Raw genomic sequence first — 16,371 nt, forward strand, 5'->3', positions numbered from 1 at the left:
TGAAGAGCGGTACTTAGGCGACGCCGACGAGCTTGGACGCCTCGGCCAGGTCCACCTGGACGAGGCGAGAGACACCCGGCTCGCGCATGGTAACGCCGCACAGCTGATGCGCGGCCTCCATGGTGGCCTTGTTGTGGCTGACGAAAATGAATTGCACCTTCTCGCTCATTTCACGAACCATGGCCGAGAAGCGCCCGACGTTGGCTTCATCCAGCGGCGCGTCCACCTCGTCCAGCAGGCAGAACGGCGCGGGATTGAGGCCGAAGATGGCGAACACCAGCGAGACGGCGGTGAGCGCTTTCTCGCCGCCGGACAGCAAGGTTATGTTGGATACGCGCTTGCCGGGCGGCCGGGCCATGATCGACACGCCGGTGTCCAGCAAGTCGTCGCCGGTGAGTTCGAGATACGCGTGGCCGCCGCCGAACAGGCGTGGGAAAAGCTCCTGCACGCCGGCGTTGACCCGGTCGAACGTTTCCTTGAAACGCTGGCGGGTTTCGCGGTCGATCTTCTTGATCGCGCCTTCCAGGGTTTCCATCGCGCTGGTCAGGTCCAGCAGCTGCGCGTCGAGGTATTCCTTGCGCTGCGACTGCTCGGCGTGTTCCTGGATGGCGGCCAGGTTGACCGGCTCCAGGCGGGCGATCTTGCCGGACAGGTCCACCAGCTGCTGCTGCCAGCGCGCCGGCTCCGCGTCCTCGGGCAGTTCGGTGAGCAGGGCATCGAGTTCGAGACCGGAGGCGACGATGGCTTCGGCGAGCTGTTCCGCTCGCAGCTGGAGTGCCTGCGCCGCCAGGCGCTTTTCGGACACGCTTTCGCGCACCTGGCCCAGCACCTGTTCGACGCGCTGGCGCTCCTGCTCGAGGCGGCGGAACTCCGCATCGCAGTCTTCCAGCGCACGGCGTGCCTCCACCAGCTGGCGATCGACCAACAGGCGCTGGTCGAGGTAGGTCTGCCGTTCGGCTTCCAGTTCGGCGATGGGATCGGAGCCCGCCGCCAGTTGCTGGTCGATCTCGTCCCGCCGGGCCACGACCTGGCGCAGCTGCGTGTCCAGTCGGGCCAGCGCCTGCTCCAGCGAGCCGAGCGCGGAGCGCTTGGATTCCATGCTGAGGGCCAGCTGGTGCGACTGGTCGGCGGCCTCACGCGCGTTGATACGTGCTTCCTCGCGGGCTTCCAGCAACTCGCGGCGCTCATTTTCCAGGCCGCGGCGCTCGTCCTCGCGATCGCCCATGAGGCCCACGGCCTCGTCGAGGCGGGCACGCGCCTCACGGGTCTGGCCCTGCAATTCGTCCAGTTGGTCGACGATCGCCGAGATTTCCCCACCGACCTTCTCGGCGCGTGCGCGCGCCGTTTCCATCTTGCCGCGATGGCTCTGCAACTGGCCGGCCAGCTCGGAAAGCCGACGGTGGGCCGCATAGAGGTCGCGCTGCGCGTCGTCGCGCTGGCGCTCGGTCTCGAACTTGCTGGCGCGAAGAGCCTCCAGTTGTTCGGTGCGCTCGTCGATCGTGGCTTCGAGGGTTTCGATCTGGCCGGCCAGCTGGCGGATCTCGCGCTCGCGAGCCAGCACCCCCACCTGGTTGCCCTGCGCGCGCAGGATGCGCGCCCAGCCCGGACCCATCCAGGCGCCGTCCGGCGTGATGACCGACTGGTGCGGCTGCAGCGTTGCCACGCGCGCGGCGGCGGTTTCGGCCGATTCCGCGACCATGACACGACCGAGCAAGGCCATGGCGGCCACGGGGCCACGCACGTGCTCGGCCAGCGTACCGGCCGGCCCGGCCGCACCGTCTTCCCGGGCGAACAAGGCGACATCGGCCTGGCCCAGGGCCTCGAACTCGGGCACCAGCGCTTCCGGCGCATCCACCAGTACGCCGTCGAGCAAGCCGGCCAGCACGGTTTCCACGGCCGATTCGTAGCCGGCATCCACCTGCAGCGACTCGCCCAGGCGGCGCGAGCGATCCAGCCCCAGGCGCGCCAGCCAGCCGCTGGCGGCGGTTTCCTCCTGGCCCAGCGCGGCGCTTTGCAGGGCTTCGAGCGAGGCCTGGCGGCCACGCGCGGTCTGCAACTGCTGGCGGCCATCGTTCAGCGCGGTCTGCACCTGACGCTCTTCGTCCAGCACGCGCTCGTAGGCCACCTTGTGCTGGTCGAGCACGCCGCCCAGGTGTTCCACGCGCTCGCGCTGCGTGTCGTGTTCGGTGTCGAGCTGTTCCGCCGCGGCGTCGAGGGCGGCGATATCCGTGGCACGCTGTTCGGTATCCAGGGCCTCCTTGCGGCGCGACAGGTCCACCGTCTGCCGGTCGAGGTAGGCCAGCTTGGTCCGCTCCACCTCGGCCGCCCGGCTGGATTCCGATGCGCCGCGGGTGTGCGTATCCCAGCGCTGCTGCCAGTCGGCCAGCTTCGCCTCGGTGGCACGCATCGCATCGCTCGTTTCGTCCTGCATCTGCTGCAGCGATTCGAGCTTGGGCTCGCCCTCGGCCAGCGCCATGCGCAGGGTTTCCACCTGCTCGCGGTCGGCACCGATATGGCCCTGCAGTTCCTCGAATTCGCGCTCGGCATCCGCGCGGGCGCGGGTCAGACGCTCGCTCAGGTCGCGGTTGTGCCGCACCTGTTGCTCGACGCGGGCGATTTCCGCGCCCACCTTGTAGACCTCGGCCTGGACCTGGTTGAGCTGTTCGCTGGCGCCCTGGTGACGCTCGCGCACGCTTTCCATCTGGGCTTCCACCTGACGCTGCCCGGCCAGGTGCTTCTCGATTTCCAGCTCGGCCTCGCGCAGGCCGGAGCCCTCACCCTCGTGCCGACGGTGCAGCGTGCGGTATTCCAGCGCGCGCAGTTCCGCCTCGCGCCGGGTGTGTTCTTCCTTGAAGGCCTTCCAGCGCTCGGCCGCGCGGGCCTGCCGGTTGAGGTGGTCCAGCTGCTTGTCGACCTCGTCGCGCACGTCGCGCACGCGGTCGAGGTTCTCGCGCGTGGCCTTGATGCGGCTTTCGGTTTCCTTGCGACGCTCCTTGTACTTGGAGATGCCGGCGGCTTCCTCCAGGTGCGTGCGCAGTTCCTCGGGGGCCGCCTCGATGATCTGGCTGATCATGCCCTGCTCGATGATCGAGTAGGACCGCGGGCCCAGGCCGGTACCCAGGAACAGATCGGTGATGTCGCGCCGGCGGCAGCGCGCGCCATTGAGGTGATAGGACGACTGGCCGTCGCGGCTGACGATGCGCTTGACCGATATCTCGGCGAAGCTGGCGTACTCGCCCTGGATGGTGCCGTCGCTGTTGTCGAAGATGAGTTCGACCGCGGCCTGGCCCACGGGCTTGCGCGCGCTGGAGCCGGAGAAGATGACGTCGGTGAGCGAGTCGCCGCGCAGGCGGCTGGCCGCGGACTCGCCCATGACCCAGCGGATGGCGTCGATGATGTTGGACTTGCCGCAGCCGTTCGGCCCGACGACGCCGGTCATGTTGGTGGGCAGGTGCAGCGTGGTGGGGTCGACGAACGACTTGAATCCCGCCAGCTTGATCGTGGTCAGACGCATGATGGTTTCCGTGGGGACGCGGCCGCGAGCTCCTACAACCGATAACCGGCAGTGTAGCGACTTTGGCTTATTCGCCGGGGGCCCTGGCCTCGATCGCCAGCGCGTGGATACCGTCGGGCATCATCTCGGCGAGGGCGGCATAGACCATGCGATGGCGCTGGATGGGGTTGGTGCCGGCAAAGGCCGGGGTGACGATGCGGGCGAAGAAGTGCCCCCTGCCCTCGCCCGCGTGCCCGGCGTGCTTGTGGCCCTCGTCGATCACGTCCAGCTCCACCGGGGCCAGTGCCGCGGTGAGCAGCGCCCGGATTCGCTCGACCTTTTCGACCGTCACGGCAGCACGGCGCGGAACGGCCGCACGCTGACATCGCGGTAGACGCCCGCCTCGACGTACGGATCGGCCTTGGCCCAGGCCTCGGCGGCGGCCAGGTCGGTGAACTCCGCCACGATCATGCTGCCGGTGTAGCCGGCCTCGCCCGGGTCGTTCGCATCGATGGCCGGGAACGGGCCGGCCAGCTTCAGGCGGCCTTCGTCTTTCAGGGCATTCAGGCGTGCAAGGTGCGCCGGGCGCGCGGCAAGGCGCTTTTCCAGCGAATTCGGGTGATCGAGCGCGACAATGGCGTAGAACATGGGATGTCTCCGTGGGCGAGGCCGGTCAGGCTTCGGGGCGCATGGTCGGGAACAGCAGCACGTCGCGGATGGACGACGAGCCGGTCAGCAGCATGACTAGACGATCGATACCGACGCCGAGGCCACCGGTGGGCGGCAGCCCCACTTCCAGCGCACGGATGTAGTCGGCGTCGTAATGCATGGCCTCGTCGTCGCCGGCATCCTTGGCGTCCACCTGGGCCTGGAAGCGCGCGGCCTGGTCTTCCGAGTCGTTGAGCTCCGAGAAGCCGTTGGCGATCTCCTTGCCGTTGATGAACAGCTCGAAGCGGTCGGTGATGCCCTTGTCGGTATCGCTCTCGCGCGCCAGCGGCGAGACCTCCACCGGGTGGTCGGTGATGAAGGTGGGCTGGATCAGCGTGTGCTCCACCGTCGCCTCGAATATCTCCAGCAGCAGCTTGCCCCAGCCGTACGACGGCTTGACCTGGATCTTCAGGCGCGCGGCGTGCGCGGCCATGGCGGCGCGGTCGCGCAGGTCGGCCGGCCTGATCTCGGGGTTGAGCTCGAGCACGGCGTCTTCCATGCGCCAGCGGCGAAATGCCGGGCCCACGTCGACGGCCGCCCCGTCCCACTCGATCACGGTGTTGCCGATGACCTCGGTAGCCGCGGTGCGGATCATGCCCTCGGTGATGTCCATGATCTCGTGGTACGTGGCGTACGCCTGGTACAACTCGAGCATCGTGAACTCGGGATTGTGCCGCGTGGACACGCCCTCGTTGCGGAAATTGCGGTTGATCTCGTAGACGCGATCGAAACCGCCGACCACCAGGCGCTTGAGGTACAGCTCCGGCGCCACACGCAGGAACAGCGGGATATCCAGCGCGTTGTGATGCGTGGTGAACGGACGTGCGGTGGCGCCGCCCGGGATCACGTGCATCATCGGGGTTTCCACTTCCATGAAGCGGCGCGGTTCGGCTTCCAGCCAGCGGCGCACGTGGCTGATGATCTTCGAGCGCAGCGCGAAGGTGCGGCGCGATTCCTCGGTGACGATCAGGTCCACATAACGCTGGCGGTAGCGCTGTTCCACGTCGGCCAGGCCGTGGTGCTTGTCCGGCAGGCCGCGCAGTGACTTGGTCAGCAGGCGGAGGGTCTCGACCTTGACCGAGAGTTCGCCCGTCTTCGTGCGCATCAGCACGCCTTCGGCGCCCACGATGTCGCCCAGGTCCCAGCGTTTGAAGGTGTTGTAACCCTCCTCGCCTACGGTGCCCTGGTGGACGAACAACTGGATGCGGCCGGTGCCGTCCTGCATCTGCACAAAGCTGACCTTGCCCTGCCCGCGCATGAGGATGATGCGGCCGGCCACGGCGACCCGGCGAGGCGTGGCCTCGATGGCTTCGGCCGTCCAGGTGTCCTTGTCGGCGAACTCGTCCTGCAGGTCGCCCGCGAAGCTGTCGACCCTGAAGTCGTTGGGATAGGCGATGCCCTGCGCACGCAGCGCTTTCAGTTTCTCGCGGCGCTCGGCGATGAGACGGTTCTCGTCGGCGGCGGTCGCGGAGGCTTCGGCGTTGGCGTTTTCGGTCATGGCTTGGGTCGTGGCTTCTTTTCGGAGGAAGACGGGGGCGCCCATGCGCCCCCGGTGGAATCAGGCGTCGAGGCGCTTGGAGCCGGCCTCGAGGCCGGATTTCAGGCTGGCTTCGACGAATTCGTCGAGGTCGCCGTCGAGCACCTTCTGCGTGTCGGAACGTTCGATACCCGTGCGCAGGTCCTTGATGCGGGACTGGTCGAGCACGTAGTTGCGGATCTGGCTGCCCCAGCCGATGTCTGACTTGGTGGCTTCCAGGGCATCCCTCTCCACGTTGCGCTTCTGCACTTCCAGTTCGTAGAGCTTGGCCTTGAGCATCTTCATCGCGCGGTCGCGGTTGGCGTGCTGGCTGCGCTCTGTCTGGCAGGCCACGACCGTGTTGGTCGGCACGTGGGTGATACGCACCGCCGACTCGGTCTTGTTGACGTGCTGACCGCCGGCGCCCGACGAACGGTAGACGTCCGTGCGAAGGTCGGCCGGGTTGATGTCGATCTCGATGTTGTCGTCGACTTCCGGCGAAACGAACACCGAGGTGAAGCTGGTGTGGCGGCGGTTGTCGGAATCGAACGGGCTCTTGCGGACCAGGCGATGCACGCCGATCTCGGTCTTGAGCCAGCCGTAGGCGTAGTCGCCCTCGACGCGGAAGGTGGCGGACTTGATGCCCGCGACTTCACCCGCGCTGACTTCCATCATCTCGGTCTTCCAGCCGCGCGATTCCGCCCAGCGCAGGTACATGCGCAAGAGGATTTCCGCCCAGTCCTGGGCCTCGGTGCCACCGGCGCCGGCCTGGACATCGACGAACGCCGCCGCCGAGTCGAGCTCGCCGGAGAACATGCGCTGGAATTCGAGCTTGCCCACGCGGGCGTCGACCTTTTTCAGGTCGTCGACGATGGACTGCACCGTGGCCTCGTCGCCATCGGCGGCGGCCATCTCGAGCAGTTCGTTGGAGTCGTCGAGCGAGCCGGACATTTCTTCGATGCCGGTGACGATGCCGTCGAGCTGGGCGCGTTCGCGGCCGAGCTCCTGCGCGCGCTTGGGGTCATCCCAGATCTTGGGATTTTCCAGCTCGCGGTTGACTTCTTCTAGGCGTTCTTTCTTGACAGCGTAGTCAAAGATACCCCCTAAGCGATTCGACGCGGCCCTTGAGGTCCGCGATCTGCGCAAGGATCGGATTGGTCTCGATCATGGTGTGGCTGGCCTGGTAACGCGCCGCTGGGGCGCCGACTAAAGCGCCCAATCCTAGCAAATAAGCAGGTGTAGGAGCGCACACACGTGCGCGAAGGGGGTCTGAAGCGGCCCGCAAGCCAGCGCATGACATCCGGGCGTTCGGCGAAAACATGTCGCGCACGTGCGTGCGCTCCTACCCCCCGCCCCGGGCTGGCGGCCCGGGGCGGGGGCGGCTCAGGCTGGCAGCGACTCCCGGTGCACGCCGCGGACGGCCCTGCCGGACGGATCGGCGGCGGCGGCGAAGGCCGGATCCCATGCCAGGGCGGCCGGGGACGAGCAGGCGATGGACTTGCCGCCGGGTACCGTGGCGGCGCAGGCCTCGCCCGGGAAATGCGTCTCGAAGATGCTCCGGTAGAAGAACGCCTCCTTGGTGGCCGGGGTGTTGGTGGGGAAACGGGACGCGGCGGCGGCGAACTCGCGATCGGAGACCATGGCTTCCGCATGGGCCTTCAGCCCGTCGATCCAGCCGTAGCCGACGCCATCGCTGAACTGCTCTTTCTGGCGCCACAGGATGGCATCGGGCAACGCGCCCTCGAACGCCTCGCGCAGCAGGCCTTTCTCGATACCCTTGCGGGCGACCATCTTGGCCTCGGCATCGATCGACATCGCCGTCTCCAGGAACGCTACGTCGAGGAACGGCACGCGTGCCTCGACGCCCCAGGCCGACATGGACTTGTTCGCGCGCAGGCAGTCGTAATAGTGCAACGCATCCAGCTTGCGCACCGTTTCCTCGTGGAAGGCACGGGCCGACGGCGCCTTGTGGAAGTAGAGGTAGCCACCGAAGATTTCGTCCGCGCCTTCGCCCGAGAGCACCATCTTCACGCCCATCGCCTTGATCCGGCGGGCCAGCAGGAACATCGGCGTGGAGGCGCGGATGGTGGTGACGTCGTAGGTCTCGATATGCCGGATGACTTCGGGCAGCGCGTCCAGGCCCTCCTCGAAGGTGTAACGGAACCCGTGGTGGACCGTGCCCAGCGCCTCGGCGGCGACCTCAGCCGCCTTCAGGTCCGGCGAGCCCTCCAGCCCGATGGCGAACGAGTGCAGGCGCGGCCACCAGGCCTCGCCACGGTCGTCTTCCTCGATGCGTCGGCGTGCGAAGCCCGCCGCCACCGCCGCCACCAGGGAGGAATCCAGCCCGCCGGACAGCAGTACGCCGTAGGGCACGTCGGTCATCATCTGGCGGTGCACTGCCGCCTCGAACGCCGCACGAAGGTCTTTCGGCGAAATGGTCTTTCCGGCGGTGGCGTCGTAGTCGCGCCATGCGGGGGTCCAGTAGCTCACCGCCTCACCGGTCTCGCTGTCGTAGACATGGCCGGGAGGAAACGGCGCGACATCCGCGCATACGCCTACCAGCGACTTCATCTCGGAGGCGACGCACAGACGACCGGCACGATCATGTCCCCAGTACAGCGGACAGACACCGACCGGATCGCGCGCCACGATCAGCCGTTTGCGCCCCGCATCCCACAGGGCGAAGGCGAAGATGCCGTTGAGCTTGCCCAGGAAATCGGCGCCGTGCTCGCGGTACAGCGCGTTGATGACCTCGCAATCCGAGGCGGTGGTGAAGGCGTAATCGCTGACCGCGCGCAGTTCGCGATGGTTATAGATCTCGCCGTTGACGGCCAGGGCCAGGTCGCCCTCGGGGGACCGCAGCGGTTGCGCGCCGCTGGCCGGATCGACGATGGCCAGTCGCTCATGCACGAGGATGGCGCCCTCGTCGACATAGACCCCGCTCCAGTCCGGACCGCGATGGCGCTGGCGTTGCGAAAGCGCCATGGCCTCGCGGCGCAACGCGACAAGGTCGTCACCGGCCTGCAGGCCGAACATCCCGAAGATCGAACACATGGTGTTGCTCCTGACTGGCAAGGTTTACGACATGAAGGGACAGAACGAAAAAAGGCCCGCCTGGTGAGGGCGGGCCTTCGATGTATTCGGTGGTTTCAGTTGCAACCGCCTACACGCCGACCCTCCCGAGGTTCCGGGCATTATTGGTATTGGCGTTATTGGCGGCGAAGCGGCTCATGCCCCGAATAAACCACGATCCCCGCCGCATTGCAACAACCCGCAATCCCCGTCCGATCGTGCGCCGAGGCGTGCCTATCGCGCACATCGTGCGCTCCTACATCCGGCGTGTGTGCGGGTATCGTTGGATGTCCGCAAAAAACAGGTATCCCCATGCTCAACCTGCTTGCCCTTGCCCTGCTCTCCACCGCCCAGCCCGCGCCGGCCCCGGCCCCGGCGTGGCTCCTTGGCGACTGGGAGCCCTACAGCAACGCATTCACCGGCCTGCGGCTGCTGAATGTCGGCAAGGACGCGCTCAGCTGGCACGGATGCACCGGCGCGCGCTTCGAGGTGATCGAGAGCAAGGATGACCGGCTGACCTTGCGCCTGGCCGGGGACAGCACCTGCCGGCTCGACGACGAGCCGCCTTCGCGGATGGATACGGTGCGCTTCACGCTGCGCGAGAACCGTTGCGACCTGGCCGTGTCCATCTACGCCTCGCCGGAGGCGGCCGCGAAAGACCAACCGTCGGCCGAAGGCCTCTACGGCCGGCTGAAGTGCCCGTCAGGGCCGGCCCCTCACGCGGCGGCCAGCCTCTCGACGACGCCACGGTAAGCCTCCGCCGCCCGCGCTTCCGCCACGTGCGCGAAGTCGCGTACGCGCCAGTGGCCGCCGACCATGACATCCCGCACCAGCGGTGTGTTACCGGCGAACAGGAAACTGTCGATCACGTCGGCTTCGCCGCGGGCCGCCAGCAGGGGCGAGGTATCGTCCAGCACGAGCAGATCGGCGCGCGATCCGTGGGCCAGCCGGCCCACGTTCACCGCGGCGGATTGCGCGCCGCCGTCCAGCGCGCGCTGCCACAACACGGTGCCCACGCTTTCTTCCGGACGGCGTGCGGCGACGTTGCGATGCCGCGTGACGAGACGCTGGCCGTATTCCAGCCAGCGCAGTTCTTCCACCGGCGACACGGAGATGTGCGAATCCGAGCCGATGCCCAGCGTGCCACCCGCATCGATGAAGGCCCCCAGGGGGAACACGCCATCGCCCAGGTTGGCCTCGGTGGTGGGGCACAGGCCGGCGACCGCTCCGGTCTTCGCCAGGCGGTCGGTCTCGTGCGGGGTGAGGTGCGTGGCGTGGACCAGCGTCCACCGCGCATCCACCTCGGCATGATCGAGCAACCACTCGACGGGGCGTGCGCCCCGTGCCGCGAGGCAGTCCTGCACCTCGCCGATCTGCTCGGCGATGTGGATATGGATGGGCATGTCGCGGCATACGCCGGTCGACAGCAAGGCCCGCATCGCGTCCTCCGGCACGGCCCGCAGCGAATGCAGCGCCACGCCGATCCGCAGCATGTCGTCCTGCAAGGGCGCCAGGCGTTCCAGCAGGGCGACGTACTGGCCGACGTCATGACGGAAACGCTGCTGGCGCTCGTTGAGGGCACGGCCGTCGAAACCGCCGGTCATGTACAGCACGGGCAGCAGTGTCAGGCCGATGCCGGCGTCGCGCGCCGCTTCGACGAGCGCCAGCGACATCGCCGCGGGGTCGGCGTAGGGCTCGCCGCGCGGGCCGTGGTGCAGGTAGTGGAACTCGCAGACCTGGGTATAGCCGGCCTTCACCATCTCGACGTAGACCTGCGTCGCGATGGCCTTCATGTCGTCGGGATCGATCGCCTCGGCGAAGGCGTACATCGTCTCGCGCCAGGTCCAGAAGCTGTCCTCACCCGGGCCCCGCCGCTCGGCCAGGCCGGCCATCGCCCGCTGGAAGGCATGCGAGTGCAGGTTGGGCATGCCGGGAAGTACGAAACGTCCGACGCGCTCGTGCGGGCCCGGCGCCTCGTCGGCGAAGCGCCCGTTCGCCACGGCGATACCGTCGCCTCCCGCGCGCCACGCGCGGTCGTGCCAGAAGTAGTCGGCGGCAAGCGTGGCATGCGACATGGCGGCAATCCTCGAAAGATGTCCCGTCATGGTATCTCGCGGCGACGCCGCGGCCACGGGCCGGCAGCGTGCTGTCGGCCGCCCGGCCCGCGGGCGCATAATGTGCGGATGACCCCGACCATCCCACCCGAACGCCAGGCGACTCCGTCGGCGCGCATGCCGGAGACCCCGTGAGCGACCTGCCTCCCCACGATGACGCGGACGCTCCGCACCACCCGCGCTTCCAGCGCCTGCGCAAGCTGCGCCAGCACGACCTGCTCTCCCCCCTGCAATGGCGGCGACGCGTGCTGTTCTGGACCGGCGCGATCGTGGTCGGCCTGTCCGCGGTCTTTTTCGCCAAGGCGGCGGACTACGCGTTCGAACTCTTCCACAGCGTGGCGTCGCATGGCTGGTGGGTGCCGCTGCTGATCACCCCGCCCATGTTCGCCCTGCTCTGCTGGCTCACCCAGGGCGCGCTGAAGGCGACGCGGGGCTCGGGCATCCCGCAGGCCATCGCGGCGCTGAAAGTGGAGGACGAAGACTTCCGTACGCGCCTGCTGGCCCTGCGCGTCGCGCTGGGCAAGATGGCGCTGACACTGGCGGCGCTGCTCGGCGGCGCGTCGGTCGGCCGCGAGGGACCCACGGTGCACGTGGGCGCCGGCCTGCTCTACTCGATGGGACGCCGCTTCGGGTTCGACGATCCCACCGCGGCGGGACGCTTCATCCTCGCCGGCTCCGCCGCCGGCCTGGCCGCCGCGTTCAACACGCCGCTGGCGGGCATCGTGTTCGCCATCGAGGAAATGTCCGGCACGTTCGAGCACCGCATGAGCGGCACGCTGCTGACCGCCGTCTTCGTCGCCGGCGTGGTCTCGCTGGGCGTGCTGGGCAACTATGCCTATTTCGGCGATATCAGTGCTTCGCTTCCGCTCGGTCGCGCGTGGCTGGCCGTACTGCTCACCGGCATCGTCGGTGGCCTGGCCGGCGGCCTGTTCGCGCGCCTGATCATTCCCTCGACCCTGGGCCTGCGCGGCGTGGTCGGTCGGCTCCGTGCACGGCAGCCGATCGTGTTCGCCGCCGGCTGCGGCCTGGCGCTGGTGCTGCTGAGCCTGCTGAGCGCCAACGGCCTGTACGGCACCGGCTACGCCCAGGCGCGCGACATTTTGCAGGGCCACAGCGACACCGGCCCGCTGTTCGGCGTGCTCAAGTTCCTCGGCAACATCGCCTCGTCCTGGGCAGGCATCCCCGGCGGCATCTTCTCGCCGGCGCTGGCCGTCGGCGCTGGCCTGGGTGGCAACATCGCCCACCTGCTCCCGGGCGCGGACACCTCGGCCGTGGTGCTGCTGGGCATGGCGGCCTACCTCTCCGGCGTGACGCAGGCCCCGCTCACGGCCACGGTGATCTCGCTGGAGCTGACCGCCAACCACATGATGGCGCTGCCGATCATGGCCGCCTGCCTGCTGGCGCGCGGCGCGTCCGCCCTGGTCTGCCGCGTGCCGGTCTACAAGGCGCTGGCGGATGCCCTGATCGTGCAGTACGAAGCCGAGCGCGCCCGGCGTGAGCCGACGCCGGCCACGGAACCGGGACACGCGCCATGAGCGGCGGGGATCGCTGGGATCACCTGCTGCTCGATGTCGGCCTGGCCACGCTGGCGCCGACCGGCAAGGCCTATGGCGCCATTGAGGACGCTGCGATCGGCTGGCGGGACGGCGTGATCACGTTCGTCGGCCCACGTGCCGAGCTTCCCGGCGACCCGCATGCGCTCGCCCACCGGGTCGAATCGCTGCCCGGCCATTGGGTCACTCCCGGCCTGGTCGACTGCCACACGCATCTCGTCTTCGGCGGCGAACGTTCCCGCGAGTTCGAGCAACGGCTGGAAGGCGCGACCTACGAGGAGATCGCCCGCGCGGGCGGCGGCATCGTGTCCAGCGTGCGGGACACGCGCGCCGCGGACGAGGATGAATTGCTGCGCCAGTCGCTGCCGCGTGCGCAGGCCCTGCTGGCCGACGGCGTGACCACCCTGGAAATCAAGTCGGGCTATGGCCTGGCGCTCGACGCCGAACGGCGCATGCTTCGCGTTGCCCGACGCATCGGCGAGACGCTGGGCATCGACGTGCGCACCACCTTCCTCGGCCTGCACGCGCTGCCGCCGGAATACGCTGGCCGCCGCGACGACTACGTCGCGCTGGTCTGCGACAGCATGCTGCCCGCGCTGGCCGACGAGGGCCTCGTGGATGCCGTGGATGCCTTCTGCGAGGGCATCGGTTTCACGCACGCGGAAACCGAGCGCGTGTTCGCCCGGGCCGCGGCCCTGGGCTTGCCGGTGAAACTGCATGCCGAGCAGTTGTCCGACCTGGGTGGCGCGGCCCTGGTCGCCCGCTATGCCGGCCTGTCCGCCGATCACCTGGAGTGGACCAGCGACGAGGGCGTGCGCGCCATGGCCGCGGCCGGCACCGTGGCGGTGCTGCTGCCGGGCGCGTACTACGCGCTGCGTGACACGCGCCCGCCGCCGATCGCCCGCTTTCGGGAACACGGCGTGGCCATGGCGGTGGCCACCGATCTCAATCCCGGCACCTCCCCGCTACTGTCGCTGCGCCTCGCGATGAGCATGGCCTGCACGCTGTTCCGCCTCACGCCCGAGGAAGCCCTGCGCGGGGCGACGGTGCACGGCGCCCGTGCCCTCGGGCTGGACGATCGCGGCACCCTGGAAACCGGCAAGCGCGCGGACCTGGCGGTCTGGCGTGTCAGGCACCTGCCCGAGCTGTGCTACTGGATCGGCGGCACGCTGCTGCGCGAAAGCTGGATCGCCGGCGTGCGTGTTTCGTCGCCCAGGGCCTGACCGCCACGGGCAACATCCGGACGATTTTTCCGAAAACTTCCATCGATCGCACGGGCGACGCGCTCTAACATCGCGGTCCCTTCGCCCATCCGGGCGTTGGCGACCCTGGCTGTCGAGGATCGTCGATGTTGCGGCCTGCCGCCTGTCTCACGCTGCTGGTCTGTCTGCTCACGGGCTGTGCCGGCGCCGACGACCCGGACGACCGGCGTGCACGCCGCGCCCGGCAAATGCGCGATGTATCGCGCATGCTCGACGCCATGGAACAGCCCGACCGGCCGCCCGGTCCACGCGAAACCGCCTCGCTCCCCGCGGGTGCGCCCGCTGCGCCGGGCGTCGGCTCCACACCCAGGCGTCTCCCGTGGCAAAGCGGATCGGGGATGGTCGCGGCAGCCATTGCCCTGGGCCTGCTGGGCCTGGCCGCGGCCAGGCCGCTGGTCCGGCGCCGACGCCTACGCCGGTCGCGGCGCATCGGGGAAACACCCTCCGCCGCCGTGCACTTCGCGGAAACCCCGGTCATGCCTATCCAGGGCATAACGGGCGCCCAGGCCCGTCCCACGTGGATCTACCGCACCTCGCCTTACGAGACGCCCCTGCTGCACATGGTGCCGGAGCCCGTCGACCTGCTACCGCCCTGGTCGCCCGAACCCGACCCCTCGGATGCGCTGGCCCTGGCACGCACGGCGCTGCAGCGGGCGCGATCGCTCACCGGCGCCGAGGCGGACGATGCCTGCTCGTTCGCGCTCATGCATGCGTTCCTCGCCGAACAGGAGCCCTCGCTGCGCGCGGAAGCCGCCGCATGCCGCCAGGAAGCCACGGCCCTGTACGAAGCCTTGCCGCATCGTCGGCACTGACCCGACCACCACCAACGAAAAACCCCGCCGAAGCGGGGTTTCTCGTCTCACGCAAGGCGGGCTTTACGCCTTCTTGCGCGGCGCGGCCTTCTTGGCAGCGGCGGCGGCAGGCTTAGCGGCAGCCGGCTTAGCCACGGCGGCGCCGGTGACGACGTCGACGTGCGGACGGGCATTGCCGTAGCTGGAACGGTAGATCTTGCCGCGACGGGTGCGGCGGTCGCCCTTGCCCATGGGAAACTCCTTGATTCGGAATGATGAAGAGGATCGGCCGGCCATCGTATCAGCGGCGGCGCAAATGGCAAGCACCGCCCTTGGGCGGCAGGGTCAGTGGGCGTGGCTGCCGCCGTCCTGGCCGCAGCCTTCCAGGTCGTCCTGGCAGTGGCCGGGATCCACCTGAACGGTGGCGTGGCCCACGCGCCAGCGCTCGCTGAGGGTCGTCTTGATCGCGGTCAGCACCCGCCCGACATCGGCGCCCGGGGCCAGTTCCGCATGCAGGGTGGCCATGCGCGAGCCCGCCGTGACCTGCCAGATGTGTACGTGGTGGATGTCGACAATGGCCGGGTCCGCCGCCATCAGCTGCCGTTGCACGTCGGCCAGGTCGACCCCCTCCGGCGTGCCTTCCAGCAGGATGTGCCCGGAACGTCGCACCAGCGACCACGCGCTGCGCAGGATCAGCAGGGAGACCAGTATGGAAAGGACCGGGTCGGCCCAGTTCCAGTCCATCCAGCGCACCGCCAAGGCGGCGAGGACGGCGGCCACCGAGCCCAGCAGGTCGCCCAGCACATGGAGGCTGGCGCCGGCGATGTTGACGTCGTCGGGGTCGTGGCCGTGCAGGGTGCGCAATACGATGACATTGGCAGCCAGGCCGACCAGCGCGACCGCCAGCATGATGCCGGACAGGATGGGCGCGGGATGGAACAGCCGCATCACCGCTTCGTAGACGATGAAGGCGACCAGGGCGAACTGGGTCAGCGCGTTGACGAAGCCGGCCAGGACCTCGATACGGCCATAGCCGTAGGTGCGCCGCGCATCGGCCGGGCGTGCGGCGAAGCGCGCGCCCAGGAATGCCAGCAGCAACGCCAGCGCATCCACCAGCATATGCCCGGCATCGGCCAGTAGGGCCAACGAACCGGAGGCCAGGCCGCCCGCCGCCTCGACGACGAGCATGATCGTGGTCAGGACGAAGGCGAACAACAGCTTGCGCTCGCTGCCACCGGCGGCGTGGGCATGGTCGTGGTGGTGCGAATGGGCGTGATCGTGTGACATGGGCGGAAGGCTAGGCGCCGGGGCCGCGGTTACACAATCACGGGTGGACGCAGGACGGCCCGTGGATGTGCCCCGCATGATCGCCGTGGTCGACGCGCAGGTTGACGAAGTGCGCCGAGGCCACCAGCAGGCCCCCGCAGGTCACCAGTGCGCTATGCACCAGCAGCGAGCCTTCGTGCAGAACGGTGACGCCCGCCACCAGCAGGACGAGACCGGGCAGCGCCAGCATCAGCGGCAGGCGCCGGCGGTGCCGCCGGTAACCGGAGACCAGCGCCAGCGTCGCCAGTACGCAGGCGAAGCCGACGAAACCCGTTTCGAAGCGGTGATCGGCCAGGAACGACAGGCCCATCACCGGCAGCAGCGCGATCACGAACGGCATGGCAGCGCAGTGGATCGCGCACAGGAACGACGCCGTGGCACCGAAGCGATCAGCCACATGCCACCAGCGGCGGGGCGTGGCGGTATCGGCGGGGTCGAGGCGAAGGTCGGTCATGGGATGCATAGCGTGACTTCTTGCACAGGTCCAGGCAAGTGATGATACTTTATAACATCTCAGAACACACCATGGAGTGACC

Annotated in this window: 14 protein-coding genes; 4 read left to right on the forward strand and 10 right to left on the reverse strand. The window is 68.6% G+C overall.

Translation table 11 applies throughout. The features are described 5' to 3' along the window. Positions 1-13: 13 nt before the first annotated feature. The 6 genes from smc to asnB form a co-directional block, all read right to left on the reverse strand. Entirely contained in the window at positions 14-3,514 is a 3,501-nt protein-coding gene (gene smc / locus AB8808_RS13460; RefSeq protein WP_369930144.1) for a chromosome segregation protein SMC, read from the reverse strand. Positions 3,515-3,581: 67 nt separating this feature from the next. Further along, a complete protein-coding gene (locus AB8808_RS13465) occupies positions 3,582-3,845 on the reverse strand; it encodes a BolA family protein (protein ID WP_369930146.1) in 264 nt (87 codons plus the stop codon). Next, positions 3,842-4,141, reverse strand: a complete 300-nt coding sequence (locus AB8808_RS13470) for a YciI family protein (RefSeq protein ID WP_036140774.1) — start codon at positions 4,139-4,141, stop codon at positions 3,842-3,844. Before AB8808_RS13470 ends, AB8808_RS13465 begins: the two co-directional genes overlap by 4 nt. Before the next feature lie 25 nt (positions 4,142-4,166). Further along, positions 4,167-5,699 (reverse strand): lysine--tRNA ligase, encoded by a 1,533-nt coding sequence (lysS, locus tag AB8808_RS13475; protein ID WP_369930149.1) that lies wholly within the window; start codon positions 5,697-5,699, stop codon positions 4,167-4,169. A 60-nt stretch (positions 5,700-5,759) separates the two neighbouring features. Beyond that, positions 5,760-6,885, reverse strand: a protein-coding gene (gene prfB / locus AB8808_RS13480; RefSeq protein WP_369930151.1) for a peptide chain release factor 2 whose coding sequence is annotated in 2 segments (ribosomal slippage) — positions 5,760-6,809 and positions 6,811-6,885 — 1,125 coding nt in all. Because the reading frame shifts where the segments join, the coding sequence is not laid out codon by codon here. A gap of 215 nt (positions 6,886-7,100) precedes the next feature. Beyond that, positions 7,101-8,771, reverse strand: coding sequence for an asparagine synthase B (gene asnB / locus AB8808_RS13485; RefSeq protein WP_369930153.1), 1,671 nt, complete (start codon positions 8,769-8,771; stop codon positions 7,101-7,103). A 330-nt stretch (positions 8,772-9,101) separates the two neighbouring features. Between asnB and AB8808_RS13490 the strand changes: the two genes are divergently transcribed. Beyond that, positions 9,102-9,542 carry a hypothetical protein gene (locus AB8808_RS13490; protein WP_369930156.1) on the forward strand — a complete coding sequence of 147 codons (441 nt, stop codon included), beginning with the start codon at positions 9,102-9,104 and terminating at the stop codon, positions 9,540-9,542. Here AB8808_RS13490 and AB8808_RS13495 read toward each other — a convergent pair. Beyond that, a complete protein-coding gene (locus tag AB8808_RS13495) occupies positions 9,506-10,864 on the reverse strand; it encodes a formimidoylglutamate deiminase (RefSeq protein ID WP_369930158.1) in 1,359 nt (452 codons plus the stop codon). The genes AB8808_RS13490 and AB8808_RS13495 overlap by 37 nt on opposite strands. Before the next feature lie 170 nt (positions 10,865-11,034). On the opposite strand from AB8808_RS13495, the gene AB8808_RS13500 reads away from it, so the two are divergent. The 3 genes from AB8808_RS13500 to AB8808_RS13510 all read left to right on the forward strand — a co-directional run bounded on the left by AB8808_RS13500 (position 11,035) and on the right by AB8808_RS13510 (position 14,530). After that, positions 11,035-12,438 (forward strand): chloride channel protein, encoded by a 1,404-nt coding sequence (locus AB8808_RS13500; protein ID WP_369930160.1) that lies wholly within the window; start codon positions 11,035-11,037, stop codon positions 12,436-12,438. Further along, a complete protein-coding gene (gene hutI / locus AB8808_RS13505) occupies positions 12,435-13,679 on the forward strand; it encodes an imidazolonepropionase (protein ID WP_369930162.1) in 1,245 nt (414 codons plus the stop codon). Before AB8808_RS13500 ends, hutI begins: the two co-directional genes overlap by 4 nt. Positions 13,680-13,804: 125 nt before the next feature. Then, complete coding sequence (locus AB8808_RS13510) at positions 13,805-14,530, forward strand: hypothetical protein (RefSeq protein ID WP_369930164.1); 726 nt, start codon at positions 13,805-13,807, stop codon at positions 14,528-14,530. A gap of 63 nt (positions 14,531-14,593) precedes the next feature. Here the strand turns inward: AB8808_RS13510 and AB8808_RS13515 are convergent, their stop codons facing one another. The 3 genes from AB8808_RS13515 to AB8808_RS13525 form a co-directional block, all read right to left on the reverse strand. Further along, on the reverse strand, positions 14,594-14,761 hold the full coding sequence (locus AB8808_RS13515; RefSeq protein ID WP_081916503.1) for a 30S ribosomal protein THX: 168 nt from the start codon (positions 14,759-14,761) through the stop codon (positions 14,594-14,596). Positions 14,762-14,854: 93 nt separating this feature from the next. Further along, entirely contained in the window at positions 14,855-15,796 is a 942-nt protein-coding gene (locus AB8808_RS13520) for a cation diffusion facilitator family transporter (RefSeq protein ID WP_369930166.1), read from the reverse strand. A gap of 37 nt (positions 15,797-15,833) precedes the next feature. After that, complete coding sequence (locus AB8808_RS13525) at positions 15,834-16,289, reverse strand: MerC domain-containing protein (protein ID WP_369930169.1); 456 nt, start codon at positions 16,287-16,289, stop codon at positions 15,834-15,836. Positions 16,290-16,371: the final 82 nt, after the last annotated feature.

The organism is Xanthomonas sp. NCPPB 2632 (genome assembly GCF_041228075.2).
In the GTDB taxonomy this organism is placed as follows: Bacteria; Pseudomonadota; Gammaproteobacteria; order Xanthomonadales; family Rhodanobacteraceae; genus Luteibacter.